This window comes from Bradyrhizobium sp. 187 (assembly GCF_023101005.1).
Lineage (GTDB): Bacteria > Pseudomonadota > Alphaproteobacteria > Rhizobiales > Xanthobacteraceae > Bradyrhizobium > Bradyrhizobium canariense_D.
On the sequence record NZ_CP064693.1, the window covers coordinates 5042570 to 5057275 of the forward strand.

14 protein-coding genes are annotated in these 14706 nt (G+C 65.0%); 5 read left to right on the plus strand and 9 right to left on the minus strand.

Annotated elements, in window-relative coordinates:
- Positions 1-5: 5 nt before the first annotated feature.
- The 4 genes from flgK to IVB19_RS24455 form a co-directional block, all read right to left on the minus strand.
- Complete coding sequence (gene flgK / locus IVB19_RS24440; protein WP_247377942.1) at positions 6-1889, minus strand: flagellar hook-associated protein FlgK; 1884 nt, start codon at positions 1887-1889, stop codon at positions 6-8.
- Between the two features lie 35 nt (positions 1890-1924).
- Complete coding sequence (locus tag IVB19_RS24445; protein WP_018459565.1) at positions 1925-4180, minus strand: flagellar hook-basal body complex protein; 2256 nt, start codon at positions 4178-4180, stop codon at positions 1925-1927.
- A 178-nt stretch (positions 4181-4358) separates the two neighbouring features.
- Positions 4359-4871 (minus strand): peptide-methionine (R)-S-oxide reductase MsrB, encoded by a 513-nt coding sequence (gene msrB / locus IVB19_RS24450; RefSeq protein ID WP_026233843.1) that lies wholly within the window; start codon positions 4869-4871, stop codon positions 4359-4361.
- Positions 4872-4956: 85 nt separating this feature from the next.
- Positions 4957-6414 carry an NAD(P)/FAD-dependent oxidoreductase gene (locus tag IVB19_RS24455; RefSeq protein WP_247819901.1) on the minus strand — a complete coding sequence of 486 codons (1458 nt, stop codon included), beginning with the start codon at positions 6412-6414 and terminating at the stop codon, positions 4957-4959.
- 194 nt (positions 6415-6608) lie between these two features.
- Here IVB19_RS24455 and IVB19_RS24460 point away from each other — a divergent pair, with 194 nt between their 5' ends.
- From IVB19_RS24460 to IVB19_RS24470, 3 genes are all read left to right on the plus strand, one after another.
- Positions 6609-7142, plus strand: coding sequence for a SixA phosphatase family protein (locus IVB19_RS24460; protein ID WP_247297167.1), 534 nt, complete (start codon positions 6609-6611; stop codon positions 7140-7142).
- A 104-nt stretch (positions 7143-7246) separates the two neighbouring features.
- Positions 7247-7672: a universal stress protein gene (locus tag IVB19_RS24465; RefSeq protein WP_007602088.1), complete on the plus strand. Its 426-nt coding sequence runs from the start codon at positions 7247-7249 to the stop codon at positions 7670-7672.
- Between the two features lie 15 nt (positions 7673-7687).
- On the plus strand, positions 7688-8452 hold the full coding sequence (locus IVB19_RS24470; RefSeq protein WP_247475880.1) for a hypothetical protein: 765 nt from the start codon (positions 7688-7690) through the stop codon (positions 8450-8452).
- 608 nt (positions 8453-9060) lie between these two features.
- On the opposite strand, the gene IVB19_RS24475 is transcribed toward IVB19_RS24470, so the two are convergent.
- Positions 9061-9297, minus strand: a complete 237-nt coding sequence (locus tag IVB19_RS24475; protein ID WP_162496269.1) for a DUF1127 domain-containing protein — start codon at positions 9295-9297, stop codon at positions 9061-9063.
- Positions 9298-9481: 184 nt separating this feature from the next.
- Here IVB19_RS24475 and IVB19_RS24480 point away from each other — a divergent pair, with 184 nt between their 5' ends.
- The gene (locus tag IVB19_RS24480; RefSeq protein ID WP_247398570.1) at positions 9482-10825 is read left to right on the plus strand and encodes an aminotransferase-like domain-containing protein; all 1344 of its coding nucleotides are present in this window, start codon (positions 9482-9484) and stop codon (positions 10823-10825) included.
- 18 nt (positions 10826-10843) lie between these two features.
- Here IVB19_RS24480 and IVB19_RS24485 read toward each other — a convergent pair whose 3' ends face one another.
- Both IVB19_RS24485 and IVB19_RS24490 read right to left on the minus strand, forming a co-directional pair.
- Entirely contained in the window at positions 10844-11443 is a 600-nt protein-coding gene (locus tag IVB19_RS24485) for a YdcF family protein (protein WP_247398567.1), read from the minus strand.
- 62 nt (positions 11444-11505) lie between these two features.
- Entirely contained in the window at positions 11506-12093 is a 588-nt protein-coding gene (locus IVB19_RS24490; protein WP_247398578.1) for a hypothetical protein, read from the minus strand.
- A 79-nt stretch (positions 12094-12172) separates the two neighbouring features.
- On the opposite strand from IVB19_RS24490, the gene IVB19_RS24495 reads away from it, so the two are divergent.
- The gene (locus IVB19_RS24495; protein WP_018457549.1) at positions 12173-12607 is read left to right on the plus strand and encodes a hypothetical protein; all 435 of its coding nucleotides are present in this window, start codon (positions 12173-12175) and stop codon (positions 12605-12607) included.
- Positions 12608-12621: 14 nt separating this feature from the next.
- Here the strand turns inward: IVB19_RS24495 and IVB19_RS24500 are convergent, their stop codons facing one another.
- Both IVB19_RS24500 and IVB19_RS24505 read right to left on the minus strand, forming a co-directional pair.
- Positions 12622-14025 carry an MFS transporter gene (locus IVB19_RS24500; RefSeq protein WP_247455108.1) on the minus strand — a complete coding sequence of 468 codons (1404 nt, stop codon included), beginning with the start codon at positions 14023-14025 and terminating at the stop codon, positions 12622-12624.
- Positions 14026-14179: 154 nt separating this feature from the next.
- The gene (locus IVB19_RS24505; protein ID WP_007612365.1) at positions 14180-14686 is read right to left on the minus strand and encodes a YciE/YciF ferroxidase family protein; all 507 of its coding nucleotides are present in this window, start codon (positions 14684-14686) and stop codon (positions 14180-14182) included.
- Positions 14687-14706 lie beyond the last annotated feature (20 nt).

Here is a 14706-nt window from a genome sequence, read left to right on the forward strand (position 1 = left end):
ACTTGTTACACTTGAGCCTGGAGCAGCGTATTCATCATGCTCTGCACCACCGACATGACATGGGCGTTGGCGGCATAGGCATTCTGGAGCTGGATCAGGTTCGACATCTCCGAGTCCAGGTTGACGCTGGCAGTCGAGTTGAACTTGGCCTGCAGCGTCGAGACCACGACGCTCTGGCCCTGCTGGAGCTGAGTCGCCTGGGTCGCGGCATTGCCCTGAACGCTCAGGAACTGCTGGAGGTAGTTCGAGACGCTGCCGGTGAAGGGCTGGCTGGCCGAGCCCAGACCGGATTGCGGCGAATAGGAGAACACCGCCGAGGTGAGCTGCGAATAGAGATAGTCCGAGCGCGTGGTGTCGCCGGTGGGAGTCACCGGCGAGGTGTTGTAGATCGACAGCCTGGTCGGGTCCGAGGAAAGCTGAGTGTTCACGGCGATGCGTCCGGCAAGGCCGGTCATCTGCGAACCCGATGCCGTGATCGCGCCGGTGTAGAGCGCCTGCCCGCCGTCGGTGAACAGCGGCAGTTGTGGATTGCCCGAGGTCAGCGACGAGATCGTCTTGGTGATCGAGGCCGAATTGACCTTGGCGAGGCCGCTGTTGTCGTCGGTCACCCGCAACGTGGTGGCCGTCGCCGGCGACGGGGCGGCGGCGAACGACAGATGCGAGGCGGAAAGCGCGGTGTTGAGCGCCGAGGCGATCGCGCCCATGCCGCCGGAGAAGTTCACGCCGATCTGCATCGGATTGGCGTTGGTGGCGTTCTGGAGCGGCAGCGCCGCCGGATCGGTCACGTTGACCAGCGTGACCTGTCGTTTCGTATTGGTGGTCGTGTCGGTGTAGGTGAAGTTGACGCTGTTGCCCGGCGCCGCCCCGGCAAGGTCGAGATCGAAGCCGGCCGGCGGGCCGGTGACCGTGCTGCCGGCCGTGGTCTTGTCCGACAACGCGCTCGACATCGTCGCCGCGAACTCGTCGATCTGATTCTGCGCCTGCACCAGCGTCTGGTCGCGCAGCTTCAGATCGGCCGCGATCTGCCCCGAAGACACCACGTTGTTGGCGATGACGTCGACCGACGATCCGTTCGGGAGCTTGATATTGAACGCGCCGACGCCGGATTTGGCCGGATCAATGTTGTAGAGCGAGGTCGCCGACAGCGTGCCAGCGGACGCAAAGGTAAATTGCGAGGCGAGGCCTGCGCCGACCAGCTGGATGCCGGTGGTGGTATAGATGTTGGCCTGATTGGACCCGTCGGTGGTGACGTGGACGTCGACATATTTCGACAGGTTATTGATGGCTTGGTCGCGCTGGTCCATCAGCGTCGCAGCCGAGGGGTCGTGTTCCGACAGGCCCTGAAGTCTGGAGTTGATGTCGGCGACTTGCTGCATCGCCGCGTTGGCAGCTAGGGCCGAGGTGCTGAGATCCTGCTCGACGTTGGAGCGCAGCGACTGGATACCCTTGGTGGTGAGGTTGAGCTGCTGCGCCAGCGTCTGCGCCGCGCCGAGCGCAACTGTTTGCGCCGAGGGCGAGCCCGCGTTGGTCGACAGCGCCTGCAGCGCGGTGGTGAAACTGTTCAGCGCGGTTTCAAGCGTACCGCTGTTGCCGGGCGTGCCATAGACATTCTGAAGCTGCTTCAGGATGTTGGCCATCTGGTCGGCGTAGCCGCCGCCGCCGGTCTCGGTGCGCAGCTGTTTCTGCACATAGGTGTCGAGCTCGCGGCTGACGCCGGTCGTCGTCACCGTCGAGCCGAAGTCGCCGGTGGTGACCTCGATCTGGTTCGGCGTCTGGACGACGTAACCCGGCGTCTGCGAGTTGGCGACGTTCGACGAAACGATCGAGAGTGCAGCCTGATTGGCACGCAGACCGCTCATCGCACTGGCGAGGGCTGAACTCAAACCCATGTTGGCTTGCCGCCTCTGGTTACGTCACGCACCAATCAGCGCAACACGTTCAAAAGATCCTGCACCATCGTATTCGCCGTCGTGATCACCTTGGTGTTGGCCGAATAGGCCTGCTGGGTCACGATCAGCTTGGTGAATTCGTCGGCGATGTCGGTGTTCGAGCCTTCCAGCGACGAGCCGCTGATCGAACCGGAAGCACCGTCGATGGCAGGGCCCGACTGTTCAGTCGCGGCGTAAGCGCCGCCGTCCTGCGCCTTCAGGTAGTTGGTGCCGTTGAAGTGCGACAACGAGACCTGTGCGAGGTCGAGGTTCTGACCGTTGGAGAAGGTCCCGACCACGAGGCCGTTGTTGTTGACGGCGACCGAGCGGAGCTGACCGGCGGCGTAGCCGTTCTGGGTGATGGTGTTGATGGTGACGGCGCCGCTGGTGCTGGCATATTGCGTCAGTCCGCCCGAGGAGATGTTGAAGGAGACCGAGCCCAGCGACTGGCCGCTGACGCTGACGTTGTTGATGGTGATGCCCGAGCCGCTCGGCGAAGTGAGCGAGCCGTCGGCGGCAAAGGTGAAGGCCTGGCCGGTATTGACCCAACCGACGGTCGTGCCCGTCGCATTCGGGTCAGTCTGGTAAAACATGTTCCAGGTATCGGCATGGCCCGCGCCGAGCGAGGCGCTGTCGGTCTTGGCCCAGCGCAATTGCAGGTTCACCGGCGTGCCGGCCGCGTTGTAAGCGGTCACCGCGCCACCGCTGATCGATTCCTTGGTGAAGGTGGCGATGTCGTTGCCGATCACGCCGCCGGTGCCGGCAACGCCACCACCGTCACGATTCTTGATGATGGTCGAGGTGAAGCCGAGCGCGGCGAAGGCGGCGCTGTTGGAGCTCGCCACCGAAAGGTTGGAAGCTGTGCCGGTGTTCAGCGTGATCACGCCCCCACTGCTGACTGACGACCCCGTTGCACCGGAGAGAGTGTCGATCTTACCGAGCAGCATCGTGATGTTGTCGGTGACGTTGATTTGGTTCGGGCCTGACGCGCCGGAGGCCATGAAGGTCAGCGACTGACCATTGACGGTGATGACGTCGCCGGCGGAGAAGCCCGATGTGAGCACCTCGGCGCCGCCGGCAGCCGCCGCGCCGCTCAGCACCGTGGCGCCCGAGATCGCGGGCGATGACAGCACGTTGCCGCCGCGCGTCACGCTGCTGATGCCAAGCGCCGTGGCCACCTGGCCGCTACCAACCGGTACGTCGGTGGTGGTGCCGCTGGAGATCACGATGTTGCCGCTGGGGCTGAGCGATGCGGTGACGCCGGGGCCGCCGGCCAACTGGATAGCGGAGATGATGCTGGCCACCGTTGTGTTAGTACCCGAGCCGAGACCAATCGCCGTGCCGCCAAGACCGTCGGGAGTGCTGGTCAAGCTATTATCGAAGACAATATTGTGACCGTTGACGACCAGCGTCTGGCCGCTCAGCTGAGCGAGAATGCTGGAGGCGAGATGCGTACCCAAGGAGTTGTCGAGCGAGGTGGTGCTCGATGCCACCGCCGCGGAGTTATTCTGGAGCGCCGTTGTGCCGGTCGCAGTGGTCGACGAGTATGGCGAGCGGACATTGCCGGTCGCGGCAGCGCCGGACGTTGTGGCGTTTGCATAAGGCGGAGGCGGCGTGCCGACCGGCAGCGGGTTGGCCGCGAAGTCCGACGGGTTCAGTCCGCCGGCCGCCAGCAGCGTCTTGGTTGCCGCCGTCGTGCTCGCCACGGTGTTCGGCTGGGTCGGCAGGTTGGCCGCGTACTGGATCGATGTGGTCGCCTGCGCCGGGATGAAGTTGTTCTGGAATTTCAGGACCGTCGCAACGTTGCCTTGCGGGTTGCCGGTCTTCGGGTCGACCGTGACGCCCATCAGGTAATAGCCGGCGCCGTTGACCAGATTGCCGTTGGCATTGAGCTGGAAGTCGCCGCGCCGTGTGTAATAGGTGACGCCGCTGAACACCGGCGCATTGTCGACGACGCCCGTGGCCTTCTGGATCGAGAAGAAGCCATCACCGGTGATCGCCATGTTGGTGGCGACGCTGGAGCCCGAGATTGTGCCCTGCGTGGTGATGGTGGCCTTAGCGTTGGCGGTCACGCCGCCCGCGACCTGCTTGCTCGGGACCGAGGAGTCGGGAATGAGATCGACGAAGCTGGTGCCGATGCCCTTGTAAGCGGTGGTGGAAGAGTTCGCGATGTTGCCGGAAATGTTCTGCAGCGCGTAGGACTGCGCCTGCAGGCCACCCACCGAGGTGTTCATTGCATCGAAGATACCCATAACTTTGTCTCCAGATCCGATCTCGGCGGCCGGTCGACCACGGCCGCAGTCGGAGGAGACTGTCGCAAGGGCTATGCCAATGCGGGTTTTCTCATCAAATCAATGGCTTGACGAAAAAGCCCCGGCCTGATGACCGGGGCACAATTGCCGGGACCGGCAACAATTGCCGGGACAAAAGCTAGGTTGCGGACGCCGCCGCGGGATGGAAGACCAGCCCGAAACCGTCGATGCAGTAGCGCAATCCGGTCGGCTTTGGACCGTCGTCGAAGACGTGGCCGAGATGGCCGCCGCAGCGCCGGCAATGCACCTCGGTGCGGAGCATGCCGTAGGTCCGGTCCTCGGTCTTGCCGACATTGCCCTCGATCGGCTGGTAGAAGCTCGGCCAGCCCGTACCGCTCTCGAATTTGGTGTCGGAGGCGAACAGCGGCAGGTCGCAACCGGCGCAGGCGAAGACGCCCTTGCGGTGCTCCTTGAGCAGCGGGCTGGAGCCCGGCCGCTCGGTGCCCTCCTTGCGAAGGATCTCATATTGCTGCGGCGTGAGCTGGGCACGCCATTCGGCGTCGGTCTTCTCGATCTCGAATTTCTGCGCGGCTTTCTCTCCAGCCTCCGCGGGCGATGCTCTGAGCCAGCGGAAGGCCGCAAGGCCGAACAGGCCGGCGACAGTCGTCAACAGGATGCGGCGGTCAAACATCTCATTCTCCATGCGGGAGCGTCTACGCCCTGAGATACGGGCTCTAACCGTCGACGTTACACTTCCGGGCGGAGTTTTTCTCACCTTATCGCGAGGCGCTGTCGTCCTGCGGGACTGGTTCCACGGCTTCCGCCACAGGCTTCGGCGGTGGGGCCGGCCGGGGCCGAACCCGGGGCGGCGGACGGCGCGGACCGGTCCCGGCGGCCCGGTTGGCTTCGGCCAGGCGCGCCTCGCGTTCCCGGTCCTTGACCCTGGCACGCTCGCGATAGCGGGCAAGCGAGCCTGCGGCGGCGGAACTCGCCCTGCCCCAGATTCCGACCAGTTGCCCGGCAACCCGCCCCGTCGTTCCCCCCGCCCAGACCAGCTCGAACGGCGAGAACAGCTTCCAGCGCTCGTCGCCCCACAGGATGCTGCGGGCGATCATCTGCCCGGCCATGGCCGAGGTGTTCATGCCTTGGCGGCCGAAGCCGCTTGCGACCCAGAGGCCTTTGCGCAACTGGCCGATCTGCGGCATGCCATGCACGGTCTGCCCGGTGACGCCGCCGAACATCTCGCTGATCTCGACATTGCCGAGCTGGGGGAAGATCGACCGGATCCGCCGCCTGACGCTGCCTGCAAAGCGCTGCGGGCGTGCGGCCCAGGTGGTCTCCGGACTTTCCCACATCAGCCGGTCGCCATCGACGATCCGGAAATGATCGACGCCGTCGGAATCCATCACCGATCCCTTGAAGGCGATGATCTCGTGCACGCGCTCGCCGAGCGGCGCGGTGATGCCGGCATAGCGCCAGACCGGCAGCAGCGTGTCCGACAGGCGCCGCAACGGCGCGCCGAGATGGATGTTGCCGGCGAGCACGATATGGGTGGCGCGCAGCCGCGCCGAGGGCGTGACGATGCGCTTGCGGATGCCGGAATGATCGATGCTGACGACCGGCGTGTCCTCAAAGATGCGGGCGCCTGCGCGCCGCGCCAGCGCCGCGAGGCCGTGCACATATTTGCGCCCGTCGACCTGGAACGCCTTCGGATAATGCACGCCGTGGAAGTAGCGATCGGTCTTGAGTGCGGCGCGGACGCGATCGACCTGCCAGCCCTCGGCCTCGGTGTCGAAATCCTCGTTCAGCATCTGCAACCGGCTGATCAGCCGGTCGCCGGCATCGACGTTGGAGACCTCGAGCACGCCGTCGGTCGGGCCGATCCCGGGCATGTTCTCTTCGGTGGCGTTGGCCCGGACGAACTCGGCGCCCTCTTTCGACAGTGTCCACAATTCCCGCGCATCCTCGAAGCCGATGCGCTCGATCAGCTCGGCGAGCGGCAGCGCGAAGCCCGGCATCACGGTGCCGAGTTGATTGCCGGAAGCGTTCCAGCCGATGTGGCGGCCCTCGAGCACCGCGACGCTGGCCCCCAGCCGGGCCGCCTCGAGCGCAATGGAGAGCCCTGCAAGCCCCGCCCCGATCACGCAGATGTCGGCGTCGAGATCAAACGACAGTCGCGCGCGTTCACGAAAGCCGGCTCCTTCCTGGGACACGCTTGTGAAAGTCTCGCTCATGTCGTTTCTTAGAGCATGATCCGGAAAAGTGTGCAGCGGTTTTCCGAAAAGATCATGCTCAAAACAAAAATTTAAAGCGCGATGGGGATTGTCCTAATCTCATCGCGCTTTAGAGGACTGTGCAGGCCCTTGTCACCTTGCCCTCAACCGGCACCTGTAGATTATTCTGGAACGCGTAACGATTCGAGAGTGCCATGCGCCGTTTGATGCTGCTGCGTCACGCCAAGACCGAGACTGACGCGCCGAGCGGCCGTGACCAGGACCGCCGGCTCGACGACCGCGGCCACAAGGATGCCGCCGAAATCGGCGACTGGATGGCCGCCCATCCCCCCTTTCCCGAGGCCGTACTGGTATCGCATGCCGTCCGGGCTCGGCAGACCTGGGACATTGCCTGGGAGACCATGAAGGACCGCGTCGCAGCGCCGCAGGTCGAGGTCCTGCCGGAACTCTACGCCGCCGATCCCGCCCAGATCCTGGAATCCATTCGCACTGCAACCATTCCGGCTGATCCGAGGCAATTGCTGCTGGTCGGCCACAATCCGGGCATGCACGAGATCGCCCTGATGCTGACGGGCGGCGGCGATCCGGCCGCCGCCAAGGCGCTCGCCGACAACCTGCCCACGTCGGGGCTTGCGATCTTCGATTTTGACGTCAAGGATTGGGGTGACGTGGCTTACCGCCGCGGTAGGCTGGTGCTGTTCGTCAGTCCAAGGCTGCTTCGAAGCTAAGGCTACTTCGAAGTTAAGGTTGATTCGAAGCTAAGGCTGTTTCGATCGGGTTGATCGCGCGACGTGCCGGCAAGACGTCCTGACTGGAAGATTTGGAGGCGCAGATGTTCAAGTCGATCCTCGTGCCCATCGACCTCGCCGACACCGACCTGGCCAAGCCGGCGATCGCGACCGCCGCAACGCTGTCGCAGACCTGGAGCGGCGTGGTGCGCCTGCTCAACGTGCTGCCGATGACGCCGGTGATGCTGGCCGAATACGTGCCGGCAGATTTCGACGAGCAGCAGCGCCAGACCTCGGAAGAAGCCCTCGCCATCGTCGCACGCGAGTCCGGCATCGAGCCTTCCCGCATCTCCAGCGTGGTGCGCCAGGGCGGCATCTATCACGAGATCCTGGAGGAAGCCGTTCACATGAAGGCCGAGCTAATCGTGATGACCTCGCACCGGCCGGCGATGCGCACCTACTTTCTCGGCTCCAATGCCGGGCATGTCGTGCGCTACGCAAAATGCTCCGTGCTGGTGGTGAGGCACTGAGCTCGGAGCAATGTCGTGAAGCAATGGTGGCGGAGATGGACGTACGAGATCCCGCTCGCGATCGGCGATGCTTTGTGGCAGGTGCTGGTCGTGCAACTGGCCGCACTGCTGGACAGGCTGACGGTGCGGAAGGTGATCGCCTTCATCCCCGTCGTGATCCTCGTACTGGCTTACTACCACAGGATCCCAATCCCGCCGGAATTGATGCTGGTCGGCGACTTCCTCGCCTATATCGACATCTTCTCGGTGCTGATCCTGCTCGGCGCGCTTAGCCGCGTCACGACGATGCTGTTCGTCCTTAAACAGGCCGCCGCACGTATCGCCAAGTTCGCGGGCAACGTCGCTGCGCATTTGCCGGGTCGGGATGTCCGGCATCGGCGCCAACGCGGCGCAGCGACACGACCTCACCGCAAGCCCGAGCGCTCTGAAGACGATCGGCGGTGTTTGGGACCAGGCCGCCTTCGCCTGAGCCATATACAAGCTCGTAGCCCGGATGAGCGAAGCGATACCCGCGACGACTCGTATCACGATTCCCGGATATCGCTTCGCTCATCCGGGCTACGAGCCCTTGCATTGCCCGTCGGGCAAAACACCCAAGCTGTCGGTCAACGCCCGCCGCTGAAAATATTCCACTTTACCGAAATTCGGAAACGGCGTATGTGTCGCCGCAACCCGGCCCAAGGAAGAGGGGCGTATCGCGATCGTCACGAACGCGGGCCGGACAGCGGCGGACGCTGGGCCACACCGGCGCGAATGGTTTCGCAGGGCGGGCAACCGTGAGCGAAGGCGTCGCGCACACGACCGGTGCTGACAGCGTACGGCAAAACCGTGTCGTCCTGGCGCCCGGGGTCTGTGCGTCAAGTCTTGTGGTGATGTGGCGGCCCGACCGGGTTCGCGCATCAGCCATCCATGAGGCGACGGGGGCAATAGTGCATCGCTCCTCGGGGAGAGCACGGCATAAGCCGTAAAACCGCTGCGCAGGGAAGGCCGGACGTTTTGGCTTCACCTGTATGCCGCTGTGCAGATTTTTTACTGCAACTTCGCACAGTGGACCGCGGGTGCCAGCCGACGCCCGGTCTTCCCTGCGCCCTCTTTCATTCGAGGGTGAGGCGATCAAGCAAAGCTCGGGCGAACAAGCCGCGAGAGGGAAAGTTGTGTCTGCAATGAAAGCGCGAGCTAAAGGAGCGACAGTGCTATCCACAAAGGCCGTCATTGCGAGCGCAGCGAAGCAATCCAGGGTCTTTCCGCGGTGGGATTTCTGGATTGCTTCGCTGCGCTCGCAATGACGATGTTGAAGCAGGCGTGCCCGAAACGCCAGTCTCGTGCCCCGGACGCAGCGCAGCAGCCTCAGAACGCTGCTGCGCGTCCGGGACAAGGGCGAAAGCGTCCTACAGATACCGCGTTAGCTCTGCTTTCGCCTGACCGTAGACCGCGTCCTCGATCTGGCTGCGCGTGATGCCGATGTCGCGCAAGGCGCGGTCATCGAGGTCGTTCAGCGTCTTGACGGCGGAGCGGCGCTCCAGACTGTCGAACAGCGCATAGGCGCCGTTGGCCAGCTTGCGGAAAAATCCGTTTGACGAGGATGAGCGTAAACTCCGCCCGGCGGTCTGCGAGATCGTGGTCATTGTCCTTCTCCGGCCTGTTGTCCACGCGGCGAAGCGGATGCCGTTGGCGCAAGCGCCTGAACGCATGCACCTCATTTGCCGTCGGATTGCTCTCGCTCTCCTCGGCTCAATCGTGAAGCTTGATGGAACTTAAATGCTCCAGTACACTACTCGGAGCAAGTGAAACATTGCTCTCGGTGCAATAATGTCCAAGTTCGAGTACGTGAAGCTTGCCGATGCCATTGCCTCGGATATCTCTAACGGCACGTTAAGGCCCGGCGACCGGCTGCCGCCGCAGCGCAATTTTGCCTATGACCGCGGCATCGCGGTCTCGACCGCGAGCCGGGTTTATACGGAGTTGCTCCGCCGCGGCCTCGTCGTCGGCGAAGTCGGCCGCGGCACCTTCATCTCCGGCGCCATCAGGCGCGAGGTCGAGGCGCTGAGCGAGCCGCGCGACGCGCGGATCGATTTCGAGGTCAATTACCCGCTGCTGCCGCAGCAATGGGCAATGATCGCCAAAAGCCTTGCGGGCCTCGAGCGTGTCGAGGCGCTCGAATCCGCATTGCGCGTCTCCACCAGCACCGGGACCAAGAGCGCGCGCAATGCAGCCGCCGCCTATCTCGCGCGCAAGGATTTCGCCCCGCAGGCCGAGCAGATCGTCTTCACCGCCAACGGCAAGCAGTCGCTCGCGGCCGCCCTCGCAGCCCTCGTTCCCACCGGCGGCCGCTGCGGCGTCGAGGCGCTGACCTACCCTTACGTCAAGAGCATCGCCGCGCGGCTTGGCGTGACGCTGGTCCCGATACCGATCGACGAATTTGGGGCGCGCCCCGACGCCATCCAGAAGGCGCATCGCGAGGCGCATCTGTCGGCGCTGTATCTCCAGCCCATCATCCAGAACCCGCTCGGCGTCACCATGAACGCGACGCGGCGCGCCGATATCATGCGCGTCGCCGAGAAGCTCGATCTCACCATCATCGAGGACGCCGTCTACGGCTTCCTGGCCGACGACACGCCGCTGGCCGCGCTCGGCCCCGACCGCTGCATCGTGATCGACAGCCTGTCCAAGAAGGTCGCGCCGGGCCTCGCGCTCGGCATCCTGGTCGCGCCGCAGCGATTGCGCGAGGGCGTCATGAGCGCGGTCCGCACCGGCGGCTGGATCGCGTCCGGCCATGCGCTCGCATCCGGGCAGCGGTTGATGGCAGACGGCACCGTCGCCGAGCTGACGCGGCTGAAACGCATCGACGCCGCGCGCCGCCAGCAGACCGCGGCAAGGCTGCTCACCGGCTACCAGCTCGCCGCCGATCCGCGCTCCTATCATCTCTGGCTCACGCTGCCGGCACACTGGCGCTCGCAGACCTTCGTCGCCGCGGCAGCCCGGCGCGGCATCGCGCTGACACCGTCCTCGACCTTCGCGATCGCGCATGGCCACGCACCGAACGCAGTGCGGCTCGCGCTCGCCCCGCCTTCGTTCGAGCAGCTCGATTCCGGCCTGCGCACGATCGCATCGCTGCTCGGCACCAAGGAAGAGGATTTCGACTCGACGGAGTAACGCGCGCTTGCCCCAAGCTCAGGCCTCCGGCCATTCCGCGATGAAGCCCCTCGCCTTGTAAGGCTCGATCTTGTCCCATTCGTGCAGCATGCGGCGGCAAAATTCGGGATCGGTGTGCCAGAGCGCGCGCGACGTCGCAAAGCTGTCGACCGTGAGCAGCATTTTCTCGACCTCCGGCCAGTGCCGGTGCAGCGTCATCGGATAACGCCGCGCGGTCCAGGTGTTGCCGAGGCAGATCACGCGGCGGACATTGTGCAGCCCGAGCGCCGCGTCGATGATCGGCAGCGAGAGGATCACGTTCTCGCCGGTGTTTAGGGCACGATGCTCCTCGAGGATTCGCTCAGCCGGAATGCCCGCCGCGACCATCGCCGCCTTGATGATCGTGCACTCGGATTGCTCCGAGCCCGCCGTCACGCCGCCGCTGACAATCGACCAGCGGAAATAGCCCTGGCGCCACAGTCGTCCCGCCGTATCGGCCCGCAGCGCCACGTCCTCTCGCGTGCCGAACATAAACAGGAGGTCCGCCGGCTGCAGTGGCGTATTGATCAGATGCACGCGATTGATCTCGGAGATCTCATCCGCCGAAGGCCCTCGCGTGCTGCGATCCAGGGTTGACATGGCAGCACGATGCGACACCGCCGCAACGGCGCGAAGTCACGTTTGATTGCGGCCCATTGCACCTAGGGCAGCAAGGCGCTCGGCACGCGATCGAAGCTGTAGCTCCGCGGCTGGTTACGCCGCACGAAGCCGCCGATCTGCCAGACGAACAGCGCGGCAAAGCCGATGATGAACAGCGCGCCGGCGAATTCGCCGATCGCAAGCGCCCGGATCAGGAGCCCCGTCATCGCCACTGCAAGCACCGCAAGAAAAGCCAGCATTGTCACGTAGGTTCTGCGGCCAAGCCCCGCGGTCAACTCGGCGTGGCTGCCGGCCTGCGCCATGCGCGCATGCAACGCGACGATGAAGTGGCGAAAGCCATTGTCCTGCGGCGCCATCAGGGCCGCGGTCTGCCAGCTCGTCGAGAGGATTGCGATGCGGCCGCCACTGGCATGGCTGACATCGGCGCGAAAGCGGTGCTGTTGCATCGACACGGGGCGGAACGACAGCCGAATTGCACTGATCTCGTCATAACGCCACAGGCCCGAACGGCCGGCGATGTGCCAGGACAGCCCCTGCTCGGTCAGTTCGAAGCGATGCGCCGAGCCGATCAGCGACGCCTTGTAGGCATAGCTCGCACCCGCAGCCGGCTCAGCTCCCGAATCCCGCATCTTCACAATCGATCCTATCCGGGCGATCCAGTCTGCGGCCCGCTTGCGTGAGCGCCCTGCCCCATCCTACAAGCGAGACATGGCTGAGACGATTTTTTTTCCGCGCCGCCTGATTCTCGGCGCCGCCGTGATCTCCGGCGTGCTGCTCGCGCTCGCCGTGCACATGCTGGGCGCGCGCTACGGGCTCGATCTCGGCGGCCTCTGGCACTCGGACTCGCACGAGTTCATACCGGCGGGCGCGGCGATCGCCTGGTGGCTGATCGCCTCCGTCGGCTTCTCCGGCGGCTATTTCACGGCGACGTTGATGCAGAGCGCCGTCTCGGGCCAGATCCCGCAACGGATGCGGCAATTCCTGATCGCGGTCGGCGTGCTGCTGCTTGCGGGGGCTGGCCAGGTGGCCTCGGCGCCGAGCCCGGTCCCGACGGTCTCAGGCGTGCTGGCCGGGATTGCCGCGCTGGGCCTCGGTGCCGTGATGGCGTTCTGCGGCGCGCATTTCGCACTGCGCCGCGGCTAATTCCTCCGCACAGTTCATCCGCGCGACGGCGCGCCGATCCCGATCACGGCGGCAGCAAGCACGAGGACGGCGGCCGATACCACCAGCGATGCGTGCAGGCCGGTCATGAACGCGCCTTCCGAGGCCACCAGCGAACCGAACAGCGCAACGCCGAGCACGCTGCCTGTCTGCCGCGTCGCGTTCAGGACGCCCGCCGCGATGCCGGAGCGTGCCTTCTCGACGCTGCCCAGCAAGGTCGAGGTCAGCGGCGGCACCAGCAGCCCAAGCCCGCTGCTGATCGCGATCATCTGCGCAAAGATCGCCCAATAGCTTGTGCCGGCCTCGATCCACAGCAGGCCGAGACAGCCGAGCGCCGAGACGCAGGCGCCGACGACGATGGTCGGGCACGCCCCGATGCGCTCGGCGAGACGCGGCGCCAGCAGATTGACCGGCAGCACCACCGCCATCATCGGCACGAAGGCGAGACCGGTCCACCACGCCGACAGGCCGTTGATCCTCTGGAAGTAAAGGCTGAGCACGAAGATCAGCCCGTAAATCGCGACGTTCACGAGCAGGCCGACGAGCGCGGTCAGGCTGAACAGCCGGTGATCGAACAGGGACAGGGGCAGCATCGGCTGCGTCGCGCGGCTCTCGCGCCAGACGAACAGCACCGCCAGGAAAGCGGCTGAAGCGAACGCCGCGAGCACAGCCGGATGCTGCCAGCCAAGCGCGCCCCCCTCGATGATCGCGCCGGCGAGCGCCCCCAGCGCACCAATTGCCGCGAGCTGGCCGGGCAGATCGATCTCGCGTGAGGGCGCGCGCGTGGTCTCGGTCGCATAGCGCCAACTCAGCCAAAGGCCGATGAGGCCGATCGGAAGGTTGACGAGAAAGATCGCGCGCCAGCCGACCAGCGTGATCAGCGCGCCGCCGACGAAGGGGCCCGCGGTGAGCGCGAGGCTCGCACCGGCGGCCCAGATCGCGACGGCGCGGCCGCGCTCGCGGTCGTCCGGATAGGCATGATTGAGCAGGGCAAGAGAATTCGGCACCAGGATCGCCGCCGCCAGACCCTGGACCAGGCGCGCCCCAATCAGCACGGTCGCATTGGGCGACAACGCACAGGCGAGCGATGCGGCGGTGAAGATTGCGAAACCCGCCATGAAGACGCGCTTGGCGCCGATGCGGTCGCCGAGCGCGCCGGCCGTCAGGATGAAGGCGGCAAACGCAATGGTGTAGGCACTGACAACCCATTGCAGCTCGGCGACGCCGCCGCCGAGCGTCCTGCCCATCGCGTCGAGCGCGGTGTTGACGATGGTGACGTCAAGCTGCACCACGCCATAACCAAGGCTCATCGCGGCAAGGGTGAGGGACGTCGCAAGGCGGGAGCCGGAATGCGGCGCGCCGGCTTCGAAGGCTTCGTATCTGGCGGTGCTTACTCGCATGCTGCCATCTCGGTTGCAGCCCCATGCGAACGATACGCTTCCTGCCCCTCGTCATGTTACGACAAGGGTCGAATGATGGATGCGGGACGGATGCGTCATGTTCGAGCGTCGCGCGGATGACCGCGCGACGCTCGATCCTGGCTACGCCTGGCCCTCAGCTCGCAGCGCGCAGATTCACCTTGCTCTCGGCGATCGTGGTCAGCTTCTTGTCGGTCGCCTTCTCTTCTTCCAACGTCTTGGCGAGCACGCTGGCGCAGTCGTTGCGGCCGAGTTGCTTGGCCCAGGCGATCAGGCTGCCGTAGCGGACGATCTCGTAATGCTCCGCCGCCTGTGCCGCGTTGATCAGCGCGGCGTCGAGCACCGCCTTGTCGGCGACTTCGCCGGCGGTCTCGTCGGCTTCCTCGATGATGCCGTCGATCGCGGGGCAATCGACCGCCTTCACCTGCGCACCGTGCATCTTGAACACTTCCTCGAGGCGCTTGACGTGCTCCCTGGTTTCTTCGAGGTGCGTCAAAAAGCCCTGCTTCAGCTGCGGATCGGTCGCCTTATCCGCCATTTTAGGCAGAGCCTTGGTGAGCTGCTGCTCGGCGTAATAGATGTCCTGGAGCTGATGCACGAACAGGTCGTTCATGGTCTTGATGTCTTTTGTGAACAATCCCATCGGTCCGATCCTCTCGGGTT

Excerpts from the sequence above, each read along its gene's own strand:
- IVB19_RS24460 (WP_247297167.1), top strand. The coding sequence starts at position 6,609 with ATGCGCCGTTTGATGCTGCTGCGTCACGCCAAGACCGAGACTGACGCG.
- IVB19_RS24445 (WP_018459565.1), bottom strand. The coding sequence starts at position 4,180 with ATGGGTATCTTCGATGCAATGAACACCTCGGTGGGTGGCCTGCAGGCG.
- flgK (WP_247377942.1), bottom strand. The coding sequence starts at position 1,889 with ATGGGTTTGAGTTCAGCCCTCGCCAGTGCGATGAGCGGTCTGCGTGCC.
- IVB19_RS24480 (WP_247398570.1), top strand. The coding sequence starts at position 9,482 with ATGTCCAAGTTCGAGTACGTGAAGCTTGCCGATGCCATTGCCTCGGAT.
- IVB19_RS24500 (WP_247455108.1), bottom strand. The coding sequence starts at position 14,025 with ATGCGAGTAAGCACCGCCAGATACGAAGCCTTCGAAGCCGGCGCGCCG.
- IVB19_RS24485 (WP_247398567.1), bottom strand. The coding sequence starts at position 11,443 with ATGTCAACCCTGGATCGCAGCACGCGAGGGCCTTCGGCGGATGAGATC.
- IVB19_RS24465 (WP_007602088.1), top strand. The coding sequence starts at position 7,247 with ATGTTCAAGTCGATCCTCGTGCCCATCGACCTCGCCGACACCGACCTG.
- IVB19_RS24455 (WP_247819901.1), bottom strand. The coding sequence starts at position 6,414 with ATGAGCGAGACTTTCACAAGCGTGTCCCAGGAAGGAGCCGGCTTTCGT.
- IVB19_RS24495 (WP_018457549.1), top strand. The coding sequence starts at position 12,173 with ATGGCTGAGACGATTTTTTTTCCGCGCCGCCTGATTCTCGGCGCCGCC.
- msrB (WP_026233843.1), bottom strand. The coding sequence starts at position 4,871 with ATGTTTGACCGCCGCATCCTGTTGACGACTGTCGCCGGCCTGTTCGGC.
- IVB19_RS24505 (WP_007612365.1), bottom strand. The coding sequence starts at position 14,686 with ATGGGATTGTTCACAAAAGACATCAAGACCATGAACGACCTGTTCGTG.
- IVB19_RS24475 (WP_162496269.1), bottom strand. The coding sequence starts at position 9,297 with ATGACCACGATCTCGCAGACCGCCGGGCGGAGTTTACGCTCATCCTCG.
- IVB19_RS24490 (WP_247398578.1), bottom strand. The coding sequence starts at position 12,093 with ATGCGGGATTCGGGAGCTGAGCCGGCTGCGGGTGCGAGCTATGCCTAC.